This window comes from Vibrio sp. STUT-A16 (genome assembly GCF_026000495.1).
GTDB lineage: Bacteria > Pseudomonadota > Gammaproteobacteria > Enterobacterales > Vibrionaceae > Vibrio > Vibrio diabolicus.
Window position 1 is genome coordinate 352,941 of sequence record NZ_AP026766.1, and the last position, 19,667, is coordinate 372,607.

The 19,667-nt window shown below is 42.5% G+C and carries 19 protein-coding genes; 3 read left to right on the plus strand and 16 right to left on the minus strand.

All coding sequences use genetic code 11. The features are described 5' to 3' along the window. Positions 1–85: 85 nt before the first annotated feature. Together OO778_RS18170 and OO778_RS18175 are read right to left on the minus strand one after the other, a co-directional pair. Positions 86–1,636, minus strand: a complete 1,551-nt coding sequence (locus OO778_RS18170; protein WP_074190707.1) for an alpha-glucoside-specific PTS transporter subunit IIBC — start codon at positions 1,634–1,636, stop codon at positions 86–88. A gap of 55 nt (positions 1,637–1,691) precedes the next feature. After that, entirely contained in the window at positions 1,692–3,020 is a 1,329-nt protein-coding gene (locus tag OO778_RS18175; RefSeq protein ID WP_006741068.1) for a 6-phospho-alpha-glucosidase, read from the minus strand. 180 nt (positions 3,021–3,200) lie between these two features. Between OO778_RS18175 and OO778_RS18180 the strand changes: the two genes are divergently transcribed. Then, a complete protein-coding gene (locus OO778_RS18180) occupies positions 3,201–3,908 on the plus strand; it encodes a GntR family transcriptional regulator (RefSeq protein WP_005373312.1) in 708 nt (235 codons plus the stop codon). A 19-nt stretch (positions 3,909–3,927) separates the two neighbouring features. On the opposite strand, the gene mnhG is transcribed toward OO778_RS18180, so the two are convergent. The 9 genes from mnhG to OO778_RS18225 all read right to left on the minus strand — a co-directional run bounded on the left by mnhG (position 3,928) and on the right by OO778_RS18225 (position 12,000). Further along, positions 3,928–4,221, minus strand: coding sequence for a monovalent cation/H(+) antiporter subunit G (gene mnhG, locus OO778_RS18185; protein WP_005392605.1), 294 nt, complete (start codon positions 4,219–4,221; stop codon positions 3,928–3,930). Continuing rightward, complete coding sequence (locus OO778_RS18190) at positions 4,221–4,499, minus strand: cation:proton antiporter (protein ID WP_046875930.1); 279 nt, start codon at positions 4,497–4,499, stop codon at positions 4,221–4,223. Before OO778_RS18190 ends, mnhG begins: the two co-directional genes overlap by 1 nt. After that, entirely contained in the window at positions 4,492–4,968 is a 477-nt protein-coding gene (locus OO778_RS18195; protein ID WP_005392607.1) for a Na+/H+ antiporter subunit E, read from the minus strand. The genes OO778_RS18190 and OO778_RS18195 overlap by 8 nt, the downstream gene beginning before the upstream one ends. Then, entirely contained in the window at positions 4,965–6,461 is a 1,497-nt protein-coding gene (locus tag OO778_RS18200; protein WP_074190528.1) for a Na+/H+ antiporter subunit D, read from the minus strand. Before OO778_RS18200 ends, OO778_RS18195 begins: the two co-directional genes overlap by 4 nt. Then, positions 6,458–6,811 (minus strand): Na+/H+ antiporter subunit C, encoded by a 354-nt coding sequence (locus tag OO778_RS18205; RefSeq protein WP_074190527.1) that lies wholly within the window; start codon positions 6,809–6,811, stop codon positions 6,458–6,460. Before OO778_RS18205 ends, OO778_RS18200 begins: the two co-directional genes overlap by 4 nt. After that, positions 6,811–9,480, minus strand: coding sequence for a hydrogen gas-evolving membrane-bound hydrogenase subunit E (mbhE, locus tag OO778_RS18210; protein ID WP_264912314.1), 2,670 nt, complete (start codon positions 9,478–9,480; stop codon positions 6,811–6,813). Before mbhE ends, OO778_RS18205 begins: the two co-directional genes overlap by 1 nt. Before the next feature lie 166 nt (positions 9,481–9,646). Then, positions 9,647–9,838, minus strand: coding sequence for a hypothetical protein (locus OO778_RS18215; protein ID WP_005392611.1), 192 nt, complete (start codon positions 9,836–9,838; stop codon positions 9,647–9,649). Positions 9,839–9,948: 110 nt separating this feature from the next. After that, positions 9,949–10,884 carry a universal stress protein gene (locus OO778_RS18220; RefSeq protein ID WP_046875927.1) on the minus strand — a complete coding sequence of 312 codons (936 nt, stop codon included), beginning with the start codon at positions 10,882–10,884 and terminating at the stop codon, positions 9,949–9,951. Between the two features lie 396 nt (positions 10,885–11,280). Beyond that, entirely contained in the window at positions 11,281–12,000 is a 720-nt protein-coding gene (locus tag OO778_RS18225; RefSeq protein ID WP_264912315.1) for an SDR family oxidoreductase, read from the minus strand. Between the two features lie 135 nt (positions 12,001–12,135). Between OO778_RS18225 and OO778_RS18230 the strand changes: the two genes are divergently transcribed. Further along, positions 12,136–13,044, plus strand: a complete 909-nt coding sequence (locus tag OO778_RS18230) for a LysR family transcriptional regulator (RefSeq protein ID WP_031780274.1) — start codon at positions 12,136–12,138, stop codon at positions 13,042–13,044. Between the two features lie 93 nt (positions 13,045–13,137). Here the strand turns inward: OO778_RS18230 and OO778_RS18235 are convergent, their stop codons facing one another. Further along, entirely contained in the window at positions 13,138–13,911 is a 774-nt protein-coding gene (locus OO778_RS18235; RefSeq protein WP_264912316.1) for a helix-turn-helix transcriptional regulator, read from the minus strand. Between the two features lie 99 nt (positions 13,912–14,010). Here OO778_RS18235 and OO778_RS18240 point away from each other — a divergent pair, with 99 nt between their 5' ends. Then, a complete protein-coding gene (locus tag OO778_RS18240) occupies positions 14,011–15,147 on the plus strand; it encodes a multidrug effflux MFS transporter (RefSeq protein WP_264912317.1) in 1,137 nt (378 codons plus the stop codon). 116 nt (positions 15,148–15,263) lie between these two features. On the opposite strand, the gene OO778_RS18245 is transcribed toward OO778_RS18240, so the two are convergent. The 4 genes from OO778_RS18245 to OO778_RS18260 all read right to left on the minus strand — a co-directional run bounded on the left by OO778_RS18245 (position 15,264) and on the right by OO778_RS18260 (position 19,516). Next, entirely contained in the window at positions 15,264–16,367 is a 1,104-nt protein-coding gene (locus tag OO778_RS18245) for an alpha/beta hydrolase (protein WP_264912318.1), read from the minus strand. A 613-nt stretch (positions 16,368–16,980) separates the two neighbouring features. Next, a complete protein-coding gene (locus OO778_RS18250) occupies positions 16,981–17,559 on the minus strand; it encodes a hypothetical protein (protein WP_308400518.1) in 579 nt (192 codons plus the stop codon). A gap of 169 nt (positions 17,560–17,728) precedes the next feature. After that, on the minus strand, positions 17,729–18,301 hold the full coding sequence (locus OO778_RS18255; RefSeq protein ID WP_264301655.1) for a hypothetical protein: 573 nt from the start codon (positions 18,299–18,301) through the stop codon (positions 17,729–17,731). 285 nt (positions 18,302–18,586) lie between these two features. After that, a complete protein-coding gene (locus tag OO778_RS18260) occupies positions 18,587–19,516 on the minus strand; it encodes a LysR family transcriptional regulator (RefSeq protein WP_074190519.1) in 930 nt (309 codons plus the stop codon). Between the last annotated feature and the right edge of the window lie 151 nt (positions 19,517–19,667).

Genomic DNA, 19,667 nt, shown 5'->3' on the forward strand with positions numbered 1-19,667 from the left:
GCGAAATATGCTTCATGTACACAAAAAAGGTGAGATAATTCTATCTCACCTTTGAACCATATGAGCTGGAGCATTAGTTTGGGGGTTAAGCTTTTATCAGTTGGCTCATATCTTCGCGAACTTGTGGCACCGTTAAACCAACGATGATTTGAAGGCTCTCTTGATTTCTAACAATATTCACCGCTCCGTGCTGTGTGAAAAATGCGTTCTCCTTTACAAGGGAGACATCTTTAACTTTAACACGCAGACGCGTCGCGCAATTAGTTAACAATTCAATGTTTTCTTTTCCACCCAAACCTTCAATAAAGGCACTAGCTTGTGACGGACTTGCGCTACTGTTGTGGACCGCTTTCGCTTCTTTGTAGTCAGTTTTGGAATACAACTTACTATCTGCACCTTCACGTCCCGGAGTAAGTATGTTGTATTTTAAAATAAGCGCGCGAAACGTCACAAAGTAAACACCAGTAAACATGAGACCAATAATAATCTGAATCACGTATGTTCCCGCATGGTTACCAGCCAAAGGCAACCAGTTTTGGAAAATAAAGTCTATCAAGCCAGTCTGAAAGTTACCGGAAACACCAAACATAAAGGCGATCGTTGCCATTGTCGCAGATAACAACGCATGCAAAGCAAACAGCGCAGGTGCGATAAATAAGAATGTAAACTCTATTGGTTCAGTGATCCCTGTAAGAATTGCTGTGATTGCGGCTCCGAGCACTAACCCCATCACCATCTTTTTATTTTCTTTTTTCGCAACTGAATAAAGTGCTAGTGCGATACCCGTACAACCAAACACTTTACCCATTCCCGTCAACATCAAACCACCTTGGGGAAATTGTGTCGTTAAACTTTCCGAGCTCTGAGCGAATGTCTGTATATTTTGAATCCAATAGGCAACCGTCCCGCCATCGACTGCAACTGGCCCATAAAAAACGGGACCATATACGAAATGATGCAACCCCGTTGGTATCATGATTCGCTCTAAAAACGTAAATAGCCATACCCCTAAAGATCCAGCAGAAACCAAAAATGATTGCAGATTGTTAATACCATGCTGAATACTTGGCCAAGTCAAACAAGTTAGAATTGCCATCACGACCATAATTGGGAAACTAATGATCACAACCAATGGCGTTCCGCCAAATACAGCCGCCCAATCCGGTAGCTTTTTATCAAAGAATCGGTTGTGAACCCAAACAGAAAGACTTGCAATTAAAATGGCACCTAGCAAGTTTGTATCAAGCGTTAGAATGCCACCAACTTCAGTCAAACCTCGCTCACCTTCCGTATAGTTAACGCCCAGTTCTGGTCCCCAAAATTGAAGGATTCCACCAATAACGTAGTTAAACGTAATGTAGGAAACGAGTGTTGCAAGTACAGCGCGACCAGATGCTTTTTTAGCTAAAGCGATAGGTAACCCAACGGCAAAAATAAGTGCCATATTTTTAAATACGGCGAGTGATGCCTGTAAAATGATCGTCGAGACTTTAACCCAAGCACTCCCCTCCAGTGCCCAAGGAAACACTTCTTGATTTAACAGCACAACGGAGAAACCCAATAACATGCCCGCTGCTGGAAATAATAGAACGGGAACAAACATCGCGGCCCCGAACCTTTGAATAATGTCTTTCATATAAACCTCTTGTTTCATTCACGGAGCCTACAAGTAGGCCCCGAACGTCCAGTTGTTATTGAAAAAATTGAGGAAGGTAGGCTTTATTTTCTTCTAGTAATTGTTTTGTTATTTCTTTAGCTTTTGGCACATTAACCACGGTACGGTTAAGTGTGAGTGCATTAATCAGCTTTTGCTGACTTCCTTCGTACCAAGCATCCACGACTAATTTCTCGTAACCAAGTTGGCTCTCAATCATGGCTTTTTGGAAAGTTGGGATTTTTCCTACAGTAAAAGCTTTCGGTCCATCACTAGTTAGCGCTGCAGGAACTTCTACCATAGCGTCATTTTGTAAGTTTGTAATAGCACCATTATTCGGTACGATGACGAGATATACATCGCTCAAGTTGTAGGCTAGCGAAGCCGCGACTCTCACCATGTATCGACCATGGATATCGGCATGCAGTGTTTCGTGCTTCGTGGTGCCCGCTTCAATTATTCTTGCGTTCAATTCGAACACTCGCTTCTCACGGCCGTTAATTACCTGCCTTGCGCGAGTATTGTTGATATCCTCTTTCGCCACCATTTTTTCAGGGTACAAATAGTATTGAAGATACGTATTCGGCAAAAACTCTGGATTATCAGCAAGCATCGTTCTCATGTTTTTGAATGTGGCTTGCCACGATGGGTCATCCGCTATTTCCGCATCAACCGCACTGATCCCTTCTTTTAAGATGATATTTTTAATTTTATCCGTTAAGTCATAACCCTGTTTGTTACGAATTTTGGTAAACCAGCCATAGTGATTAAGCCCAAAGTATTCAGGAACAAAGTCCCAAATTTCACACCCTAACAATTGCGCATAGCTGACCATAATCGCTGCTGGCATATCACAGATATTTAGAATTCGCTTATCATGCGGAAATTCACGATTTAAAGCTTCAGCGACAATTGCCGCCGGGTTGGTGTAATTAAGAATCCACGCATCTGGACACGTTTGTCGGATCTCGTTCACTAGCTGGATCATGTCGCCGATAGAGCGAAGTCCATATGCCATTCCTCCCGCGCCACATGTCTCTTGCCCAACACAAGAGTTGGATAGCGGGATTTGTTCATCGCGCTCGCGCATGGCCAACCCACCAGTGCGGATCTGGATAAAGAAAAAGTCCGAATCTGCGAATGCGACAGATTTATCCGTTGTATAAACAAACTCTTCAACTTCTGGATAGTGTTCTCGCAATAGAATTTCAGTAGCTAATGCATTCGACTCTTGGCGTTTTTCATCTATGTCGTAAAACACGACTTTTGCGAGTGGAAAGTTATCTTTTTCGGCAATAAGGCTGTTCATCATACCAAGTGTGTATGTACTGCCAGCACCAACAATCGTTAATTTTTGACGTTTCATTTCGCTACCTCAAATGTTTACCCTGAAAATGTATAAAATAAGCATTAATACTTTTATGATACTTTTAAAGTGTAAGCACAAAGATACGAGATAAAAATCACACAAAGATCCTAAGGAAAAGTATTAACTACATCTCAGATCACATTCTTGCTATCATGATCCAAGACTTAGCGAGGTATTATGAAACCCAAATACATAGACATTGCGGAACGATTAGAAAAAAAGATCAAAGATGGGGAACTACAACCTAAATCGATGCTTCCAAAAGAGAGTGATTTGCAAGAAGAGTTTTCCGTAAGCCGCGTAACCATCAGAAAAAGCTTACAAATTCTGGTCGATAATAATTTAATTAGTCGGACAAGAGGTAGTGGAACTTATGTAAACGATCTAAAAGCCCAACATGATGCCTTACATTTGCTGGGTTTTATCGAGGAAGTCAGTAAACAGGGGAAAACTCCTAGCTCTCAAGTCATAAAGTTCGAACTTAAAAAGCCGAATGAGCAGGTTGCTAAGCAGTTAAATCTCTCGCCCAATGATGATACATATGAAATACATAGACTCAGATGTATTAATGATGAGCCTGAAATTTACGAAGTCACTCATATGCCAGCAGTGTTATTTCCAGACTTGAGCATAGCCATAATGAATGGTTCTAAATATGAGTACATTGAAAATAGCAAAGGATTGAAAATTGCGAAAAGCAGTCAGTCTGTCAAACCGTATTTGTTAGATGCAGAGACGGCCTCATACCTGAATGAATCAGAAGCTTCCCCTATTCTAAAAGTTGAGTCCACTGGTTACCTAGAAGATGGTCGTGCATTTGAATATACCGTCAATTACTTCCGACTTCATCAATACAGCTTCGAGTTTATTTCAACTAGGACGTAGTACTATTCGACGCTAATGGTTAATCATTGCGCCAAATCTTATATCCGACCTCTCGCATTGCTCTTCCGAGTAGGTGGGAGGCAACTGGCGCAGTGAGAACGATAAACAACATCGTACCGATAACCCGAGAGATCACAGTAACTTCAGGGAGTGAGAAGGCAACCGCTAGTAGTAAGCAACTAACTCCAACGGTACCGGCTTTGGTTGCGGCATGCATTCGGGTATATAGATCTGGCAACCGCAACACACCTAAACTAGCGCTTAGGATCAATAACGTCCCTAAACATAAAAACAGCCCAATCAACACATCCATTATTCTCTCTCCTTCCTTTTAACGATCAAACGCGCAAATGCGATTGTGCCAAGAAATGCGACCAAACCTAATGTAATGGCGATATCTAACAAGGCATCCTCACCACTGTCTAAGGTGTAAACCGTAATAAAACCGATGGTGATAAATGAAATCAAATCTAACGCCACAACTCGGTCAGCCAGCGTTGGTCCTAAAATTAAACGGAAGAAAGCCATAACAAAACTGAGTAATAGCCCTGCATAGGCAAAAGTGACACTTATTTGCAGCCAACTATCCACGCGTCACCTCCAAAATTCGATGCTCTAATCCGTTTTTAATTCCACGGATAACTTCTTCATGCTCAGGTGCAAACATGGCATGAACGATAAGATGCTTTTTATCAGGCGTAACGTCCAAACTGAGTGTGCCCGGGGTTAACGAAACCATATTCGCAAGTAAGGTGATTTCAAGGTCGGAATCGACGTCCAAAGGGACATAGACGATATCTGGCTGGCTCAAATGCGTTGGCGTCACGACATCCCACACGACTCTTGCAACCGATATGATCATTTCATAAGCGAAGTACACCAGTAACTTTAATGCCGACGCAAAACGTCGAAAGTAGCTGGTTTTTAATCCAAATGGTTGGCTCAACCGTAAGGCAAAAAAACCGACCGTAAACCCGACAATAAAATTCAAACTCGAATAGCTGCCGTTTAACATCATCCATGCTAATGCTAAGAAAAGATTGAGGAATAGATAGATCATAGATTTCCTCCCAATACCGCTCGAATGTATTCATTCGGATTTAACAGTTGTTCAGCAGCTTGAACAGAAAACTGATAAAAAGGCTCCGCCACCAAGCCTATGATCAACGTGAACATGGTCAATACGGCAATTGGAACGCAATACAACCAATGTACTTTGACTTGCAGAGTCTGTTCTGTTCTCTCCCTAACCGGCTTTTTCCAGAATGCCTCACTCCAAATTTTCGTCATCGAGTAGACGGTAAGCAGCCCCACCAACAGCGCGGTACCGGCTAACCAGTAATATTCAGCCTGTAAACTCGATTTGATCACCAAAAATTTGCCCCAGAAACCAGAGAGCGGCGGAAATCCTGCCAGAGAAAACGCAGGGACAAGAAACAAGAACGCTAACCAAGGCATTGCTTTATATACCCCGCCCAAATGTTCAAGTTGACTAGAGCCATATTTGCGCTCAATAAAGCCACCGATTAAGAACAAATTCGCTTTTACAATGATGTGATGGACAATGTAGAAAATGGCACCAGCCAAAGCTAAGGGAGTGTAAATCGCCAACCCCATTATCATGTAACCTATTTGGCTAATGATGTGAAAAGAAAGAATTTTCTTAATGTCGAATTGACTTGCCGCCCCCAAAACGCCCGTTAACATGGTGAGGCCAGCAATCCAAATCAACGTCGGCTGCCAACCACTCTCGGCGAGCGGAAATACTAATGTGAAGACTCGTATTAACGCGTATACGCCGACTTTAGTAAGCAACGCAGCAAACAGCGCAACCACACCACTTGGTAAGGTGTGATAAGAAGCTGGCAACCAAGCAAATAAAGGAAATAGTGCCGCTTTGATAGAAAAGGCAAACAAAAACAAGGCGGACAACATCATGTTGATGCTCAGTTCGCTCTCTCCCGCTTTGGTATAGAGGTCTGCCAAGTTCAAGGTGCCCGTTGCGCCATACAACAAACCAATGGCAAGTAAGAACACTAGCGTCGAAATCAGGTTCAACATCACATACTTCACTGCCCCATCAATTTGAGTTTTCGTTGCATCTAATACCATTAAACCAAATGACGCGATGAGCATGACCTCGAACCAAACATACAGATTAAAAATATCTCCGGTGAGGAACGCACCATAAACACCAGCAAGCAACACGTGCGTCAACGCATGGTAATTGCTATAGGAAGGTTTTCGGTGAAGGTCCGCCATGGCATAGAAAACACATATCGCACCAATCACTGCCGTGATCATCACCATGGCAACGCTGAAGTAATCTGCGACAAAGACGATACCAAACGGTGCTTGCCACTGGCCAAAAGCAACGGCTTGAATACCATTACTTATGATGTTTTCTGTGAGAAGGCCTGCGACAACAAGGTTCAAAATCGCACTCGCGCCACTTAACCACTCAGCACTTTTTGTTGAGCGACGTACAAAGAAAATGGTCAGCGCCGTACTCAATGAAAGAACAACAGGTAACGTCAGCAAAATCGAACTCATTGACCCTCCTCAGAACGTTGCATTTCATCGACGTCTGCGGTTCCAGAATCTTTATAAGCTCGATAGAACAACATTAAAGCAAAAATAAGTAGCCCAAAACCGATGACTATCGCAGTTAAAATCAGCGCTTGAGGTAGAGGATTTGCCGATCCGTCGGGTGGTAAAAGCGCATTATCGCCAATCAGTGGCGGCTCTCCAGGAGTCAGCCTTCCCGCGGTAAAAATAGCAAGGTTAACCGCACTACTGAGTAACATGATACCGAACAAAAGACGCAAGATATGCTTTTCCAGCATTAAGTAAACGCCTGCGGCGACAAATACTCCAACGACAACACTCCAGACTATTTCCATCACTCTAGCTCCTCATTAATACGAAGCAGCATCCCCATCACGCCACCTATAACGGCAAGATAAACACCAACATCAAAAACCAACGGCGTACCTAGTGGTATAATATCTTTCCACCACAATCCGGTTAAAAACGGTTTATCAAACACAAAGCTCAAAGCGCCAGATACCAAGCTCAATGCGATGCCAAATAACGCAATGAAAAACGGCTTGAAATACAATCTAGAACGAACGTATTTCGGTGATTCCGCGAACATGAGAAGCGATAAGCCAATAACGGCAATCAGTGCACCAATGAAGCCACCACCCGGTTCGTTATGACCACGTAATAACAGATACACTGAGAACACGAGCATGAGTGCCGCGACGATATGTGCCGTGGTTGCAAAAATTAATGATTGAATACGGTTTTGCTTTTTCGCTCTTGTCTTAAGCAAGCTCACTGCTGCAATCCCAGCAATGACAACGACGACAACCTCTCCCAATGTATCGAACGCACGAAAGTCGACGAGAATGACGTTGACAATATTGCGCCCATGCCCGCCTGGGACACTATTTTCCGCAAAGAAATCCGACACCGATGAATCCATCGGCTGGGACGTGATTCCTAACAAGAGGAAAGTAATCGAAACACCTATCACGCCCGCTATACAAACATTCGCCAATTTGCGTTTTATTGAATGCTTGGGCACGGTGGTTAAACGCGGCATATGACGCATTAACAATGCTAAAAAGACCACCATTAATGTTTCCACTAACAGTAGAGTCTTCGCGACGTCCGGAGCACTGTAGATCATAAAAACAAGCGTGGTCATAAAACCAATCATACCTAGCGCAGAAATCGCAAGAAGCCTTGAGTGAGACAACGTACATACGATCGCTGCACCAACCAGCAATAAGGCAATGCCAATTTCATAGAAAGCCACGTTTGAAAGCTGTTCAAACAAAGGCAGAGGAATAAATGCTACCTGACCAAGCAAAGCGACGGCGAGTACCGTGAAAAATAGCAGAACATAACGACTCAACTGCTTTTGCTGCAACAGCGCCGTTTGCCACTTCGCCAGTGTCATCATGCCATCTAATAGTCGTTCAAAAGCGTTCTCCGCTTTAGGTACGAACAGATGTAACCGCTGAAAAAATGCAGACACAGTAGGATAAACACGGTACACCACATACCCCAATACTAGCGTGATAACGCTTAGGACCAGCGGTACATTCACGCCATGCCATAATAATGTAGCTTTAATATCGGCTGCAGGCAGAATGTCAGCAGAGCCAGGAAAGATGATGTGGTGATCTAACCAATTTAAACCGACTAAAGGAACGATGAGACTGCCAAGTGCCAAGAGTAAAGGTGATACCCACATAGCCTTTTTGGCCTCAATCGGCTTCGTTTCAATTGGCACGAGATCACGGCGAGCAAAGAATGGTCTCGCAATAAGCATAATGGTTAGCGCAACCATCAATATATTGACCATTAAAAGTACAAAAGCGATCCCGTTATTGAGCTCTACTGCGGATTTGTACATGTATTCTTTGCTCAAAAAGCCTAACAACGGGGGGAATCCCGCTTTAGACAATGCAGCCAAACTCCCCGCAACCATGCTGATGATTAACACTGATTTCAGACCGTACAGTTGATCAATATCTCGCGTTCCTGTCGCTTTATCGATATTCCCCACCACCATAAACAGTGCAGCTTTGTAGAAAGAGTGAGCGAGAATAAACATCAATACTGCACTCACGGCCAAATCTGTGCCCATACCTAGTAATAATGTTAATTTACCCAAAGCCACGTTCGTGCTGTAGGCTAGCATCAGCTTCAAGTCAGTTTGTTTTAATGCGACAAACGTGCACCAAACGGCGGTGATACTCCCTGTGATCACTAAGGCATAAAACCAAACCTCGCTATGAGCATAAACTGGCGATAAACGTGCTAACAAGTAAATGCCCGCCTTTACCATTGTTGCCGAGTGTAAATACGCACTGACTGGAGTGGGCGCTGCCATCGCGTTAGGTAGCCAAAAATGAAACGGGAACTGCGCAGATTTAGTAAATGCACCAAGTAGTATGAGCACGAGAGATGGGATAAACCATTCATGCTGCGCAATAGTGTACGCCTGAGCGATGATCGTATGTAACTCATAACTCCCTGCCATCGCTCCCAACAAGATAAGTCCAGCTAACAACGCTAATCCACCAGCACCTGTAACGATCAACGACTGCAGTGCATTTTTTCGTGACGTTTTGTTTTCGTGATTAAAACCAATCAGTATGTAAGAAGTGATGGTGGTGAGTTCCCAGAAAACGAACAACAATAGGATGTTATCGCTCATCACAATCCCTAGCATGGCAAGCATGAATAGGGTTAGGTATAAATGAAAGGAAAATCGGCTATCACTTTCTCGTAAGTAAGCCAAAGCGTATATTTGGATCAGTGCGCCAATCCCGCTGATCAGCCCAGCAAAAAGGAATGACAGACCATCTAACCTAAAGCTGAAGTTAATATCGAGGCCTGGTATCCATTCCGCATTCCAGCTTACGCCTGCGGGTGTGTAGATGTAAAAAAGAAAAGAGAAGAATAAAATTGGCAGCACAGGGAAAATCAGTAAGACCAACTGATTATCGGGATTTTTCGGCAGGTTTTCTTTACCCGTTATGCTATTCAACATCGCAGCCCATTCATTTTTATAAGAAAGTTCGCCCTATTTGGCGCAAAGATAAAAAGCTCCACTTGATTGTTTTAGCCCAAGTATTTCAAAAAAGATCATAAAACCAAGGGATAAGTAGCAAACAGCGATCACTGAATGCTACTTAAAGGAACGTTAATACAAACAGCTACTTACTGTCCGCTACGGTGTAAGAACGTAGATCACTACTTACGTGTTCTCGACTGAATGTGTATGGATTATCGTCATCAGTTAACTCGAACGCATCGTAGGTGCAGTCACCGATATCATTTCTCGGACAAACATAAACGTTCGAACGTTCTATCATTTCTGTGTGGCATTTCGGGCATAGGTTTTTCATGTCACTCTCCTCTGATAACTTATTGATACACTGATAATTCCATGTTCTAGAACTCCGTCTCCCTCCTTTACCTAAAACAACCACTTAAACCCAGGTTTGTTACACACCAATTACTGAATCGGCGATACAAAACCATCGGGCTTAAGAGCGACCAAACTACAGTTTATAGATTGCAAAATGTTTTCAGCCGTATTACCAATGACGTAGCCAGATATCCCAGTTCTCGCTAAGGTACCCATGACTAGAACGTCCACTTCTATGCTTTCTACGTAATCCGGGATTTTTTCATCAGGCTTTCCGTGTAAATGATGAATCACAATTTCACCCGTAATCCCCGACTCTTCCAGCAGTTGTTGTAGAGCTTGTTTATGATCGGCTTTTGCTTTGTCGAGTTCATGTTTCAACTCAGCATCGTCGACTTGAATCCAAGCATTGTCATGTAGGTAGTTCTCTAAGTAATATTCCCAGCAAGAAATCACATGTAAACGACTGTCACAGGTGTCGGCTATTGAACGAGATAATTCAAGTAAACGCACCGCTAATGAGTGCTGTTCATCGCTCGCCGTTAACGGATCTATAGCAACAGCCACACGGCGTTTGTCTCTCGGCTTATCAATCGGTCGGTGTAACCATAATGGACAAGGACATTTGCGTAACAGTGTCATATCAATGGCTTTGAAGCCTTCAGCACCTTCACCGAGTGGTTCAGCTTCTTTGATGATAAGATCTTTGTTGTCAGCTAATGCTTCTTTAATGATACAGACAGCGGGTTTTTCACTGCTTTTCACAGTAAGAGGAAATGCCAGATCATCTTCAGAAAGATCGAGCTTCTGTCTGTATTCCTGAATGCTTTGTTTGAGGGAGTCTTGTAGCGATTGCTCATAACTTTGCTGATACTGGAGCATATCCGCGGGGAAATCGGGGCACGCAATTAGCCCTGAAACAGGTACTTTGTTGCTGGATGCGATCCTCATCGCTTGTTCGAGCGCCTCACTATGACCAGGCAATCCTTGTGTTGCAAAAAGTATGTTCGCGAATCGTTTCATACACACCTCCTTGTTTGGTTAAATATTAACCACCCACAAAGTATAATACCTAACGGATAATTGTAACGGCTTGTGACGTTGATGAAATCAATTCTCATTAAGCTATGGATATTGCTTCATTTTGCTTTACGTCACCTTCTCCTTTTCTTTACGACTGTGGCCCGCTGACCCCAATAGAGCTACATACTAAAAATTGAGACCAAATAAAAACCCAAATTACTCAAAGTTTTTTCTCACCTTGAGTAACTTGGGTATAAGCAATAACACACTTAGGCTACGGACTTAAATGGGTAACCTAAATTTTCATACGACTTAGTTGAAAGATGCCATATCAATCACGAATCGGTGTGCAAGTATTCACAGCCCTAATGATCCAGAAGTCGCTGTAAATTAATGTTAAGGTTGCTGTTTTGTCGGTGCCAAAGCAATTTCGCGAACACATACACCTTGCGGTTGCTGATAAGCAAACAGCACTGCTCGTGCAATATCGTCGGCTGCCAACACGCCCCCCATATCCTCTTTCCAAGCATCATAGCCATCTTTAATATCTTGAGACGTAGTATGTGAAAGTAATTCAGTTTCCACAGCGCCAGGTGCAATAGTCGTAACGCGAATATTCGATGATGCGACTTCTTCACGTACGTTTTCAGAAATCGCATGAACCGCAAATTTGGTACCACAGTAAGCGGCATGATCAGGAAATGTTTTCTTGCCCGCAATAGAGCTGATATTAATGATCGTACCACTGTTACGCGCTTTCATCGGTGCTAAAACGGACTGCATGCCATTTAGCAAGCCAAGTACGTTCACATCAAACATGCGCTTCCACTCCGATGCGTCCTGAGTATCTATCTGGCCTAGAAGCATAACGCCTGCGTTATTTACAAGTGCATCTACCGGACCATACAACGCTTCTGCTTTCTCAATTGCCGCTTCAAAAGAAGCTTTATCGGTCACATCTACCTTTTCACAAAGCGTATTTGGTAAGTTTAATGCTTCTAAACGTTCTACACGTCTTGCTAACAAAAGAAGAGCATGGCCCTGTTCGCTGAAATGACGTGCAATCGCTTCACCAATGCCTGAACTAGCGCCTGTAATAACAATTAACTTTTTCATTTTGAATCCTTAATAGAACGGTTTACCTCAATGGCGATAAGTTTAAGAAAACTTAGTTTGTTGATATATACCGACCTAGTTGAAACACTGTTGTTATACTGCAACAATACTTTTTTGAATTACGCAGAAGTCATCATGCAAACACACATCAACCTTGCGGATATCCGCTCTTTCGTCCTAATCGCTCAACTAGGAAACTTCACGAAAGCAGCAGAGCAACTTGGCGTTTCTCGCTCACACGTTTCACGTCAAATAACAAATCTGGAACAACAGATTGGTGCCACTTTGCTACAAAGAACCACTCGAACACTGAAGCTCACCGAAGCAGGCAAGGTTCTGTATAAACAGTGTGAAACCGCCCTTCACAATATTGATCAAGCTGTTATGGCAGTGGTTGATGATGTAGAAGAATTAAGAGGCGAAATTCGTATCAACTGCGTGGGGGGTTATTTAGGGGAAGACGTTGTCGCAGATATCGTTGCTCAGTTTCTAATCCAACACCCACAAGTGAACATTAACTTAGATTTTAGCAGCCATCGTGTCGATTTAATCGCGGATGAATTCGACATCGCTTTTCGAATGGGAAAGTTAGACGACTCCAACTTTATCGCTCGCAAACTGATTGATGTGGAAATGGGGACGTACGCAAGCCCAAGTTATTTAGAAACACATGGCTATCCTTCGCATCCAAAAGACTTAGAAAAACACATTTGTTTGACAGGTAGTGTGACACGCTGGGCATTCGAGAACACAAATACAAAGCAGTCAACGGAACACCAGATACGTGGACAGTTACGATGTAAGAGTGGCAGAGTAATGATAAAAGCAGCGTTGGCGGGAAATGGTATCATCCGTGTACCAGCACTTTATTGCCAACAAGAACTCCAGACAGGCAAGCTAAAAGAAGTGTTTACCGACTGGAGCATTCCGAGTGTGGAGTTTTCACTCCTTTACCATCACGACCGACATCAACCAAAACGCATCCGAGCCTTTATTGACTTTGCTACTCAATATTTTCGTCAGCTGCCGAGTAAACACAAGTAACGTGCTCGATAGCATTTCACTATGTGAACCAATATATACGGAATCTATAAAGCCCAAATTTGTACTAAAGAAATACGTAAGCATCGTGATGTTTTAAGGTCTAGTTTTCATAAACATTAGCGGTGTTTGCCCAGTTTGCTTTTTGAAAAATGCAATAAAAGCACTGTCTGAAGAAAACTCCAGCCAATCAGCAACGGCGCTGACTTGCATTCCCGTTGATAACAGTTCAACTGCTTTTAAGAGCCTCCACTGTTGACGCCAATCTTGATAATTCATACCCGTTTCCGACTTAAATAATCGTGTTACCGTCTTGGTACTTGCCCCAACTTTGCTTGCAAGAGTAGTAAGCGAAGGAGCGAGAAATGAAGGTTCAACCAACTCTCGACGAAACGTTGTTAAGCGCCGATGTGATGGCAAAGGCAACTGAAACGAATAACGTTTCGCAGCATAAAACTCCTCCCAAAAAAGCGCCGTCGTATTTACCATCTCGCCGCTAGGCTTAGCCCACTCCCAAAATGACATTTTATCAATAAGAGCTTGGAGTAAATTATTCACTTCTATCATCGTGATCTTACTCGGACAGGCAAACTCCTCACAATCAAAATACAAAGATCGATACGCTACCACATTCGTCATTAGTGCGCGATGCGGCGTATTAGGTGGGATCCAAACCGCCTTTGTCGGTGGCAAAATACAAATCGAGTCTTCCAGAGCAAAACTCATACAACCTTGAGGTGCGTACAATAACTGCCCTTTTTTGTGCTGATGCATACCTGAGTCGTGCTTGCCAATATCCGCAGCAATTCCCACTACATAATTAGAAATTTTGTCTGCGTCAAATTGTGTTTCTTCGTCAATAAGTGCCATTTTGTCCGAATATTGATGTATTTGGTTTTTATGTTGTTATTAGCCTAATCATAGCCTCATTTATACTGCCCGCCAACTTCATTAACAATGGGTAACAATATGAATACTAAGCCCTCTTTATGGCTCATGCTGGTTATGTTGATGTTTCCGCAAATTGTAGAAACCATCTATAGCCCAGCGTTGAGCTCAATCGCTCTATCATTTGATGTAAACCACGCACAAGCAGCCCAAACATTGTCGATTTACTTCCTAGCTTTTGCCATTGGCGTTGTAGTTTGGGGAGTGCTCGCAGATAAACTGGGAAGAAGGCCCACCATGCTTATTGGGCTCTTTATCTATGGTTGCGCATCTTTACTCGCAACTCAAACCGAAAGCTTTGCTGTTGTCATGGCCGCGCGAGCCCTAAGCGCATTTGGTATCGCGGTAGGATCCGTTGTCACACAGACCATGCTTCGTGACGCGTTTGACGGTCAAGAACTGAGTAAAGTCTTCAGCTTAATGGGGATGGGTATATCAATCAGCCCGGTAGTTGGCATGCTATTAGGCGGGCAGCTTACAGCGCTTGGTGGATACCGTTATGTATTTTTTGCCTTGTTTTTAATCGCGTTAGTATTGTTCGCTTATAACGTTATTAAGCTTCCTGAAACACAGAAGGAACAGACACCAGTGCGGTTGCGTCAACTTAGCTGGGAAATGCTAAGAGACACTCGAATTTGGCGCTCAGGATTACTGGTTGCTTTGTATAACATTGCTCTATTTTCTTATTACCAGCTTGGCGCATTTACTTTCTCAGCACTTGGATATAGCTCCGAACAATTTGGATACAGTGGCATGGTACTGGGGTTAGGCACTCTGCTTGGGAGTTATTTAAACAAATCCCTAGTGTCTAAAAATGTTCGAAAAAGCCAACTACTTTGGCTCTCAGCAGTATTGCTTAGTTTGGGATCTGTCGGTGTGTTGATTCTGAGCCAATCAATCTGGTTTGTTGCTCCAATGATGTTAGTCGTCATGTCATATGGGATTGCGATACCCAACATACTCAGTGATGCACTCGTTGATTATAAACAACAGGTAGGTAGCGCAGGTGCTTTATTTGGGCTCATGTACTACATCATGATCGGGACGGGATTAGCGATGGCTGGAACAGTACAAAACTTAGGTGTCGTTCTATTAGCATGTAGCTGTTTAGCGATTTTATTAGCGTTTTCTACAAAACAAGTTCATACCGACTTGTGAGTATAATAATGAAATACTCTCCGTAATGGTTCACCGAGAATCTAGAGAATTTTTCAATCAATAGGAACTGAGGAGCACAATAGTAACCGCTCCTCAGTTGTCTTCTAGAGGGCGATCTAAACTAAATTAACCTTAAAGAAGCTCTCTAATTTATCAAATGGGATCACATCCAATTGATCGTAGAGATCCGTATGATTCGCATTTGGAATGATCATAAATTCTTTAGGCTCTGCCGCCGCTTCATACGCCGTTTCACTGAAATAGCGAGAGTGCGCCTTTTCGCCATGAATGAACAACACTGGGCGTGGAGATATCTCTTCAATGTAGGTCAGAATTGGCATATTCATAAACGACAGCGGCGTTGTGAGTGTCCATGCAGCATTTGAGTTAATCGCTCGTGGATGAAAGCCACGTTCAGGAGACTTGTAATAGGCTGCATACTCAATAACAAATTGGGGCTCACCTCCAACTAACTCAAGCGATACTGGCCCGTAAGTAGGTGTTCCATTTTCGGCATCTTCCCATCGTTGCAGGCTTAGCTGCTCTAACGTTTGCGTGCGCTGTTCAAACGTCGTGCTGTCGTTATAGCCTTTAGACATTACACGGGTCATATCATACATCGTACTGGTTGCGACTGCTTTGACTCGTTTATCTGCAGCAACTGCGTTTAACGCCATGCCGCCCCAACCACATATGCCTATCACACCAATTTTCTGACGATCAACGTCTTTCTGTAGACCAATAAAGTCCACAGCTGCACTAAAGTCCTCTGTATTGATATCAGGTGATGCAACGTTTCTTGGTTCACCACCACTCTCTCCGGTATACGACGGATCAAACGCTAAAGTAATGAAGCCTCGATCGGCTAATGTTTGAGCATATAACCCTGAAGACTGCTCTTTCACAGCGCCAAATGGACCACTAATGACGATAGCCGCAAGCTTGCCACTTTTATTTTTAGGTATATAAAGATCCGCTGCCAACGTGATGCCATAACGGTTTTTAAAACTCACTTTGCGATGTTGAACTTGGTTACTTTTCGTAAATGTTTTATCCCAGGTGTCACCAAGATTTATTTGCGTCTCAGCTTGAACAGAACTCGTTGAGAGCGCTCCAACTCCCATAGCAACCACGCTGGCACCTGTCATTTTCATCATATTGCGACGACCTTCATCAAGTTCATCTTGGTAACTTGCTTGATTGTCGTTCTGGCTTTTCATGGTAGACACTCCTAATTAACGTAACACACGATGAGTACAGTACGCGGAGGCTTTATCGCTCCTACTTTACTGACACGTACATTGTTGCAACTTTCGTATTTTTTCGTTAACCAGATACTACGCATTGCTTGCCTAATCTTCCGAAGATTGGTCTAAACCTGCCATAACGGTAAGTGCCTAAGTCAATTAGTCTCAGGGGCTCACATGAGCCACTCTCATCGCAAAACTATGAAATTTACCTAAAGCTTGATAATCGTTGTGAAACCATCTATCAAAAACTTTCGCCCCAAAATCGTTCCTCCGACAAAGCTATGACATTTTCAAACCATATGTTAACTAAATGCTAAGGGGTACTGATAAAACTAGCAAAGTACTTACTAAATAATAAAGTGGCTCGCTCGTTATGCCAAAAATTCAAATATCACTTTATTTTCAAAACCAGCTATTGAAATCTGCAAAGTGTATGGGGGTTAATAATCCTGTTCTACGTGCGAAGTACTCTAACCAACGGCGAATGGCTCCGAATACCACCTATAGCTATCGCATTCCAGAGAGAGCACATAAATTATGCACCAGCGTGCACTAATAGTTAAAATGATTGGTGATAGCTACGTTAATTAAATGATTCTGTCAAATTAGAAGAGAATACAAGCCCATTAAGCTGATTTTGTTCACATATAACCTTGAACTTCTCAGTACAGTATAAGTTGCCGGCCCCTTCTAATCTCGATTTAAAGATCACTTTATCTTTTACATCGTCATCAATGAACACAAGGACCTCTAACCCGTCCGGGCTTCCATATGAGATCTTTTCTATACATTTTTGTCTATCTTCTTTTCCAAAAGTCAGCGATGTATATAAATACCATTTCTCGCCTTGATAGTTAACAGGTAAAAACTCCCCGCCCTCTGATAGATAAGTATTCAAGATTTCATATGCCCTCGGAGATAAAACAAGATATGTACGCAACCATAAGCTAATATCAGGTAATTCAGAGTTTTTTGTTAACACGTCTTCAAACTCGACTACCGCAGGCTTCCAAATACCTTTCAGAGATTTATTTTCAACACCCTGTAATAAGATCTTCTCAAAATAATTGAAATCCCCCAGCTGGGTAGCGACTTCATCGGGACAAGTGCATATCGTCTGAAACACATGTAAATTATCGTTAATCTTATAAACCGTCATCATCTTTTCCAAGCTTCACTCTTACCTTCCAATAAATAAATGTTATCCTTTAAGTCTATTTTGACTCGAAATAAGTTCACTTCAAAGTGCTGATTACGAAGAATTGCATTATAAAATTGGCGTTAATACAAGAGGTCATTTTTGATAAGTCAATTTCTTGCCGACCGATTAGTTAACTAAATGGGTCTGTCAAACTAGATGAGAACACAACTCCACCTAGATCATTTCTCTCGCACAAACTCTTAAACGATTCCGTACAATACAGAAAGGTCGGTCCTAGCATCTTTGACTTAAAAACGGCCTTTTCCGTAACACCGTTTCCATTAAACACTAACACCTCTAAACCTGCTAAGCTACCATATTCAAGTTTTTGGACACACTTGTCTTTATCTTCTGGCCCAAACTCCAATGGTGTATATAAGTACCACTCTTCTCCTTGATAACGAATCGATAAGAACTCACCTACTTTGCTCAGTGGTTCTTTTAAATATGCATAAGATTTAGGGGAAAGCACTAAGAAAACTCGTAGCCATAAACTGATATCTGGAAGTAATGAGTCTTTCTTGAGAACATCTTCAAACTCAATATCCACTTCACCCCATATACTTTTTAAAGAAAAGTTTTCTAATGGCTGCACAACGATTTTTTCTATTAAATCTATATCACCTAACTGCCTAGCGACAGAACTAGGCGTAGTGCTCACAATTTTATATTCATTGTGACAGTCGGAAATTTTATAAATCATTATAGGCCTCTTCAGTACTCATTTATCCTTTCAGGTATGGTCTTAGGATATATTCATTTTTTCAAATGATTTTTTACTGGAAGGAAAGAAGCTATAAAGGACAAGATAACAAAATAAAAGAGTCTCTCTACCTTAATGAGGCTGGGATTCCAACGGTGCTGATGGTGAAGCGTAACTTCTCAACTCCGTTACGACTTCAATTCCGTATTTAAGCTTGTCAATTAGCCATGGTCATATTACATTTCGACCTGTCACCACTTTCCAGTTTCAGAACAAAGAAGAGCTTTAATGGTTCAGCATCCAACTGCTGTTGATCGCCTCTCCCTGCTCATCAAGTTTATGAATAATATAGTCGATAAACACTTTTACTTTCGCGGGCACAAACTTACGACTTGGATAGTATATATAGACACCCTGACCTTCGGTTCTTTGAGGTTCAGAAACCAACATCAGTTTACCTTGCTGTACTAAGTCTCGAGCAAGATATTGGGGCATCAGAGCAATCCCTGCTCCTAAACTCGCTAAAGAGGCCATCGCATAACCATTGTCTACTGTCACTTGATGTGTAGGACTAAATTCTACTAATTGCCCATCTAAAGGCATCGTCAAGGTAAGCAAGCGCCCCGATTGTTTATAGCGGTACATTATCCATTTGTGCTGGTTAAGCGCTTCAACACTCTGAGGCCGACCAAACTTCTTTATGTACTCCGGACTGGCAAACATACCCATATCAATAGGACATAATCGCCTCGCAATCAGGTTGCTGTCATTAAGTCTCCCGCTTCGAATAGCAACGTCCATCCCACTCTCCAATATACTGGTGTATTCATCAGAAAAGCTAAGATCCAACTTCACTTCAGGGTAACGTTCGCAAAACTCTGGAATCAGCGGAGTTATATAGTTTTGCCCGAACGATAAAGGAAGGCTGACACGAAGTGTACCAAACGGAGATGCAATACTTTGATGAAGCTGCTCTTCACTACTTTTGAGCAAGTTGATCACTTCTCTTGCCGTCTCAAGGTAGTTAAACCCCGCTTCAGTGAGCTGGAGTTGACGTGTTGTACGGTGAACTAAACGAACACCCAAATCCTGTTCTAGGCGAGCAATCGCTTTACTAACAGTAGAAGGCGACTGCCCTAATTGATTCGCGACTGCTGTAAAGTTCCCTAAGTCCACAACAGATACAAACAACTTTATTAATGACAACTTATCCATACGCTCACAATTAATGAAAAATAATCACATCTAATATGACAGAAAAAGTATTTTTGTGTCATGCAAACTTTTCTAGTATTTCGGAAAAGCATACCTAGCTATGGATATTTCTACTGACCTCAGAGACGACAAATAAAGCCAACACCATTAA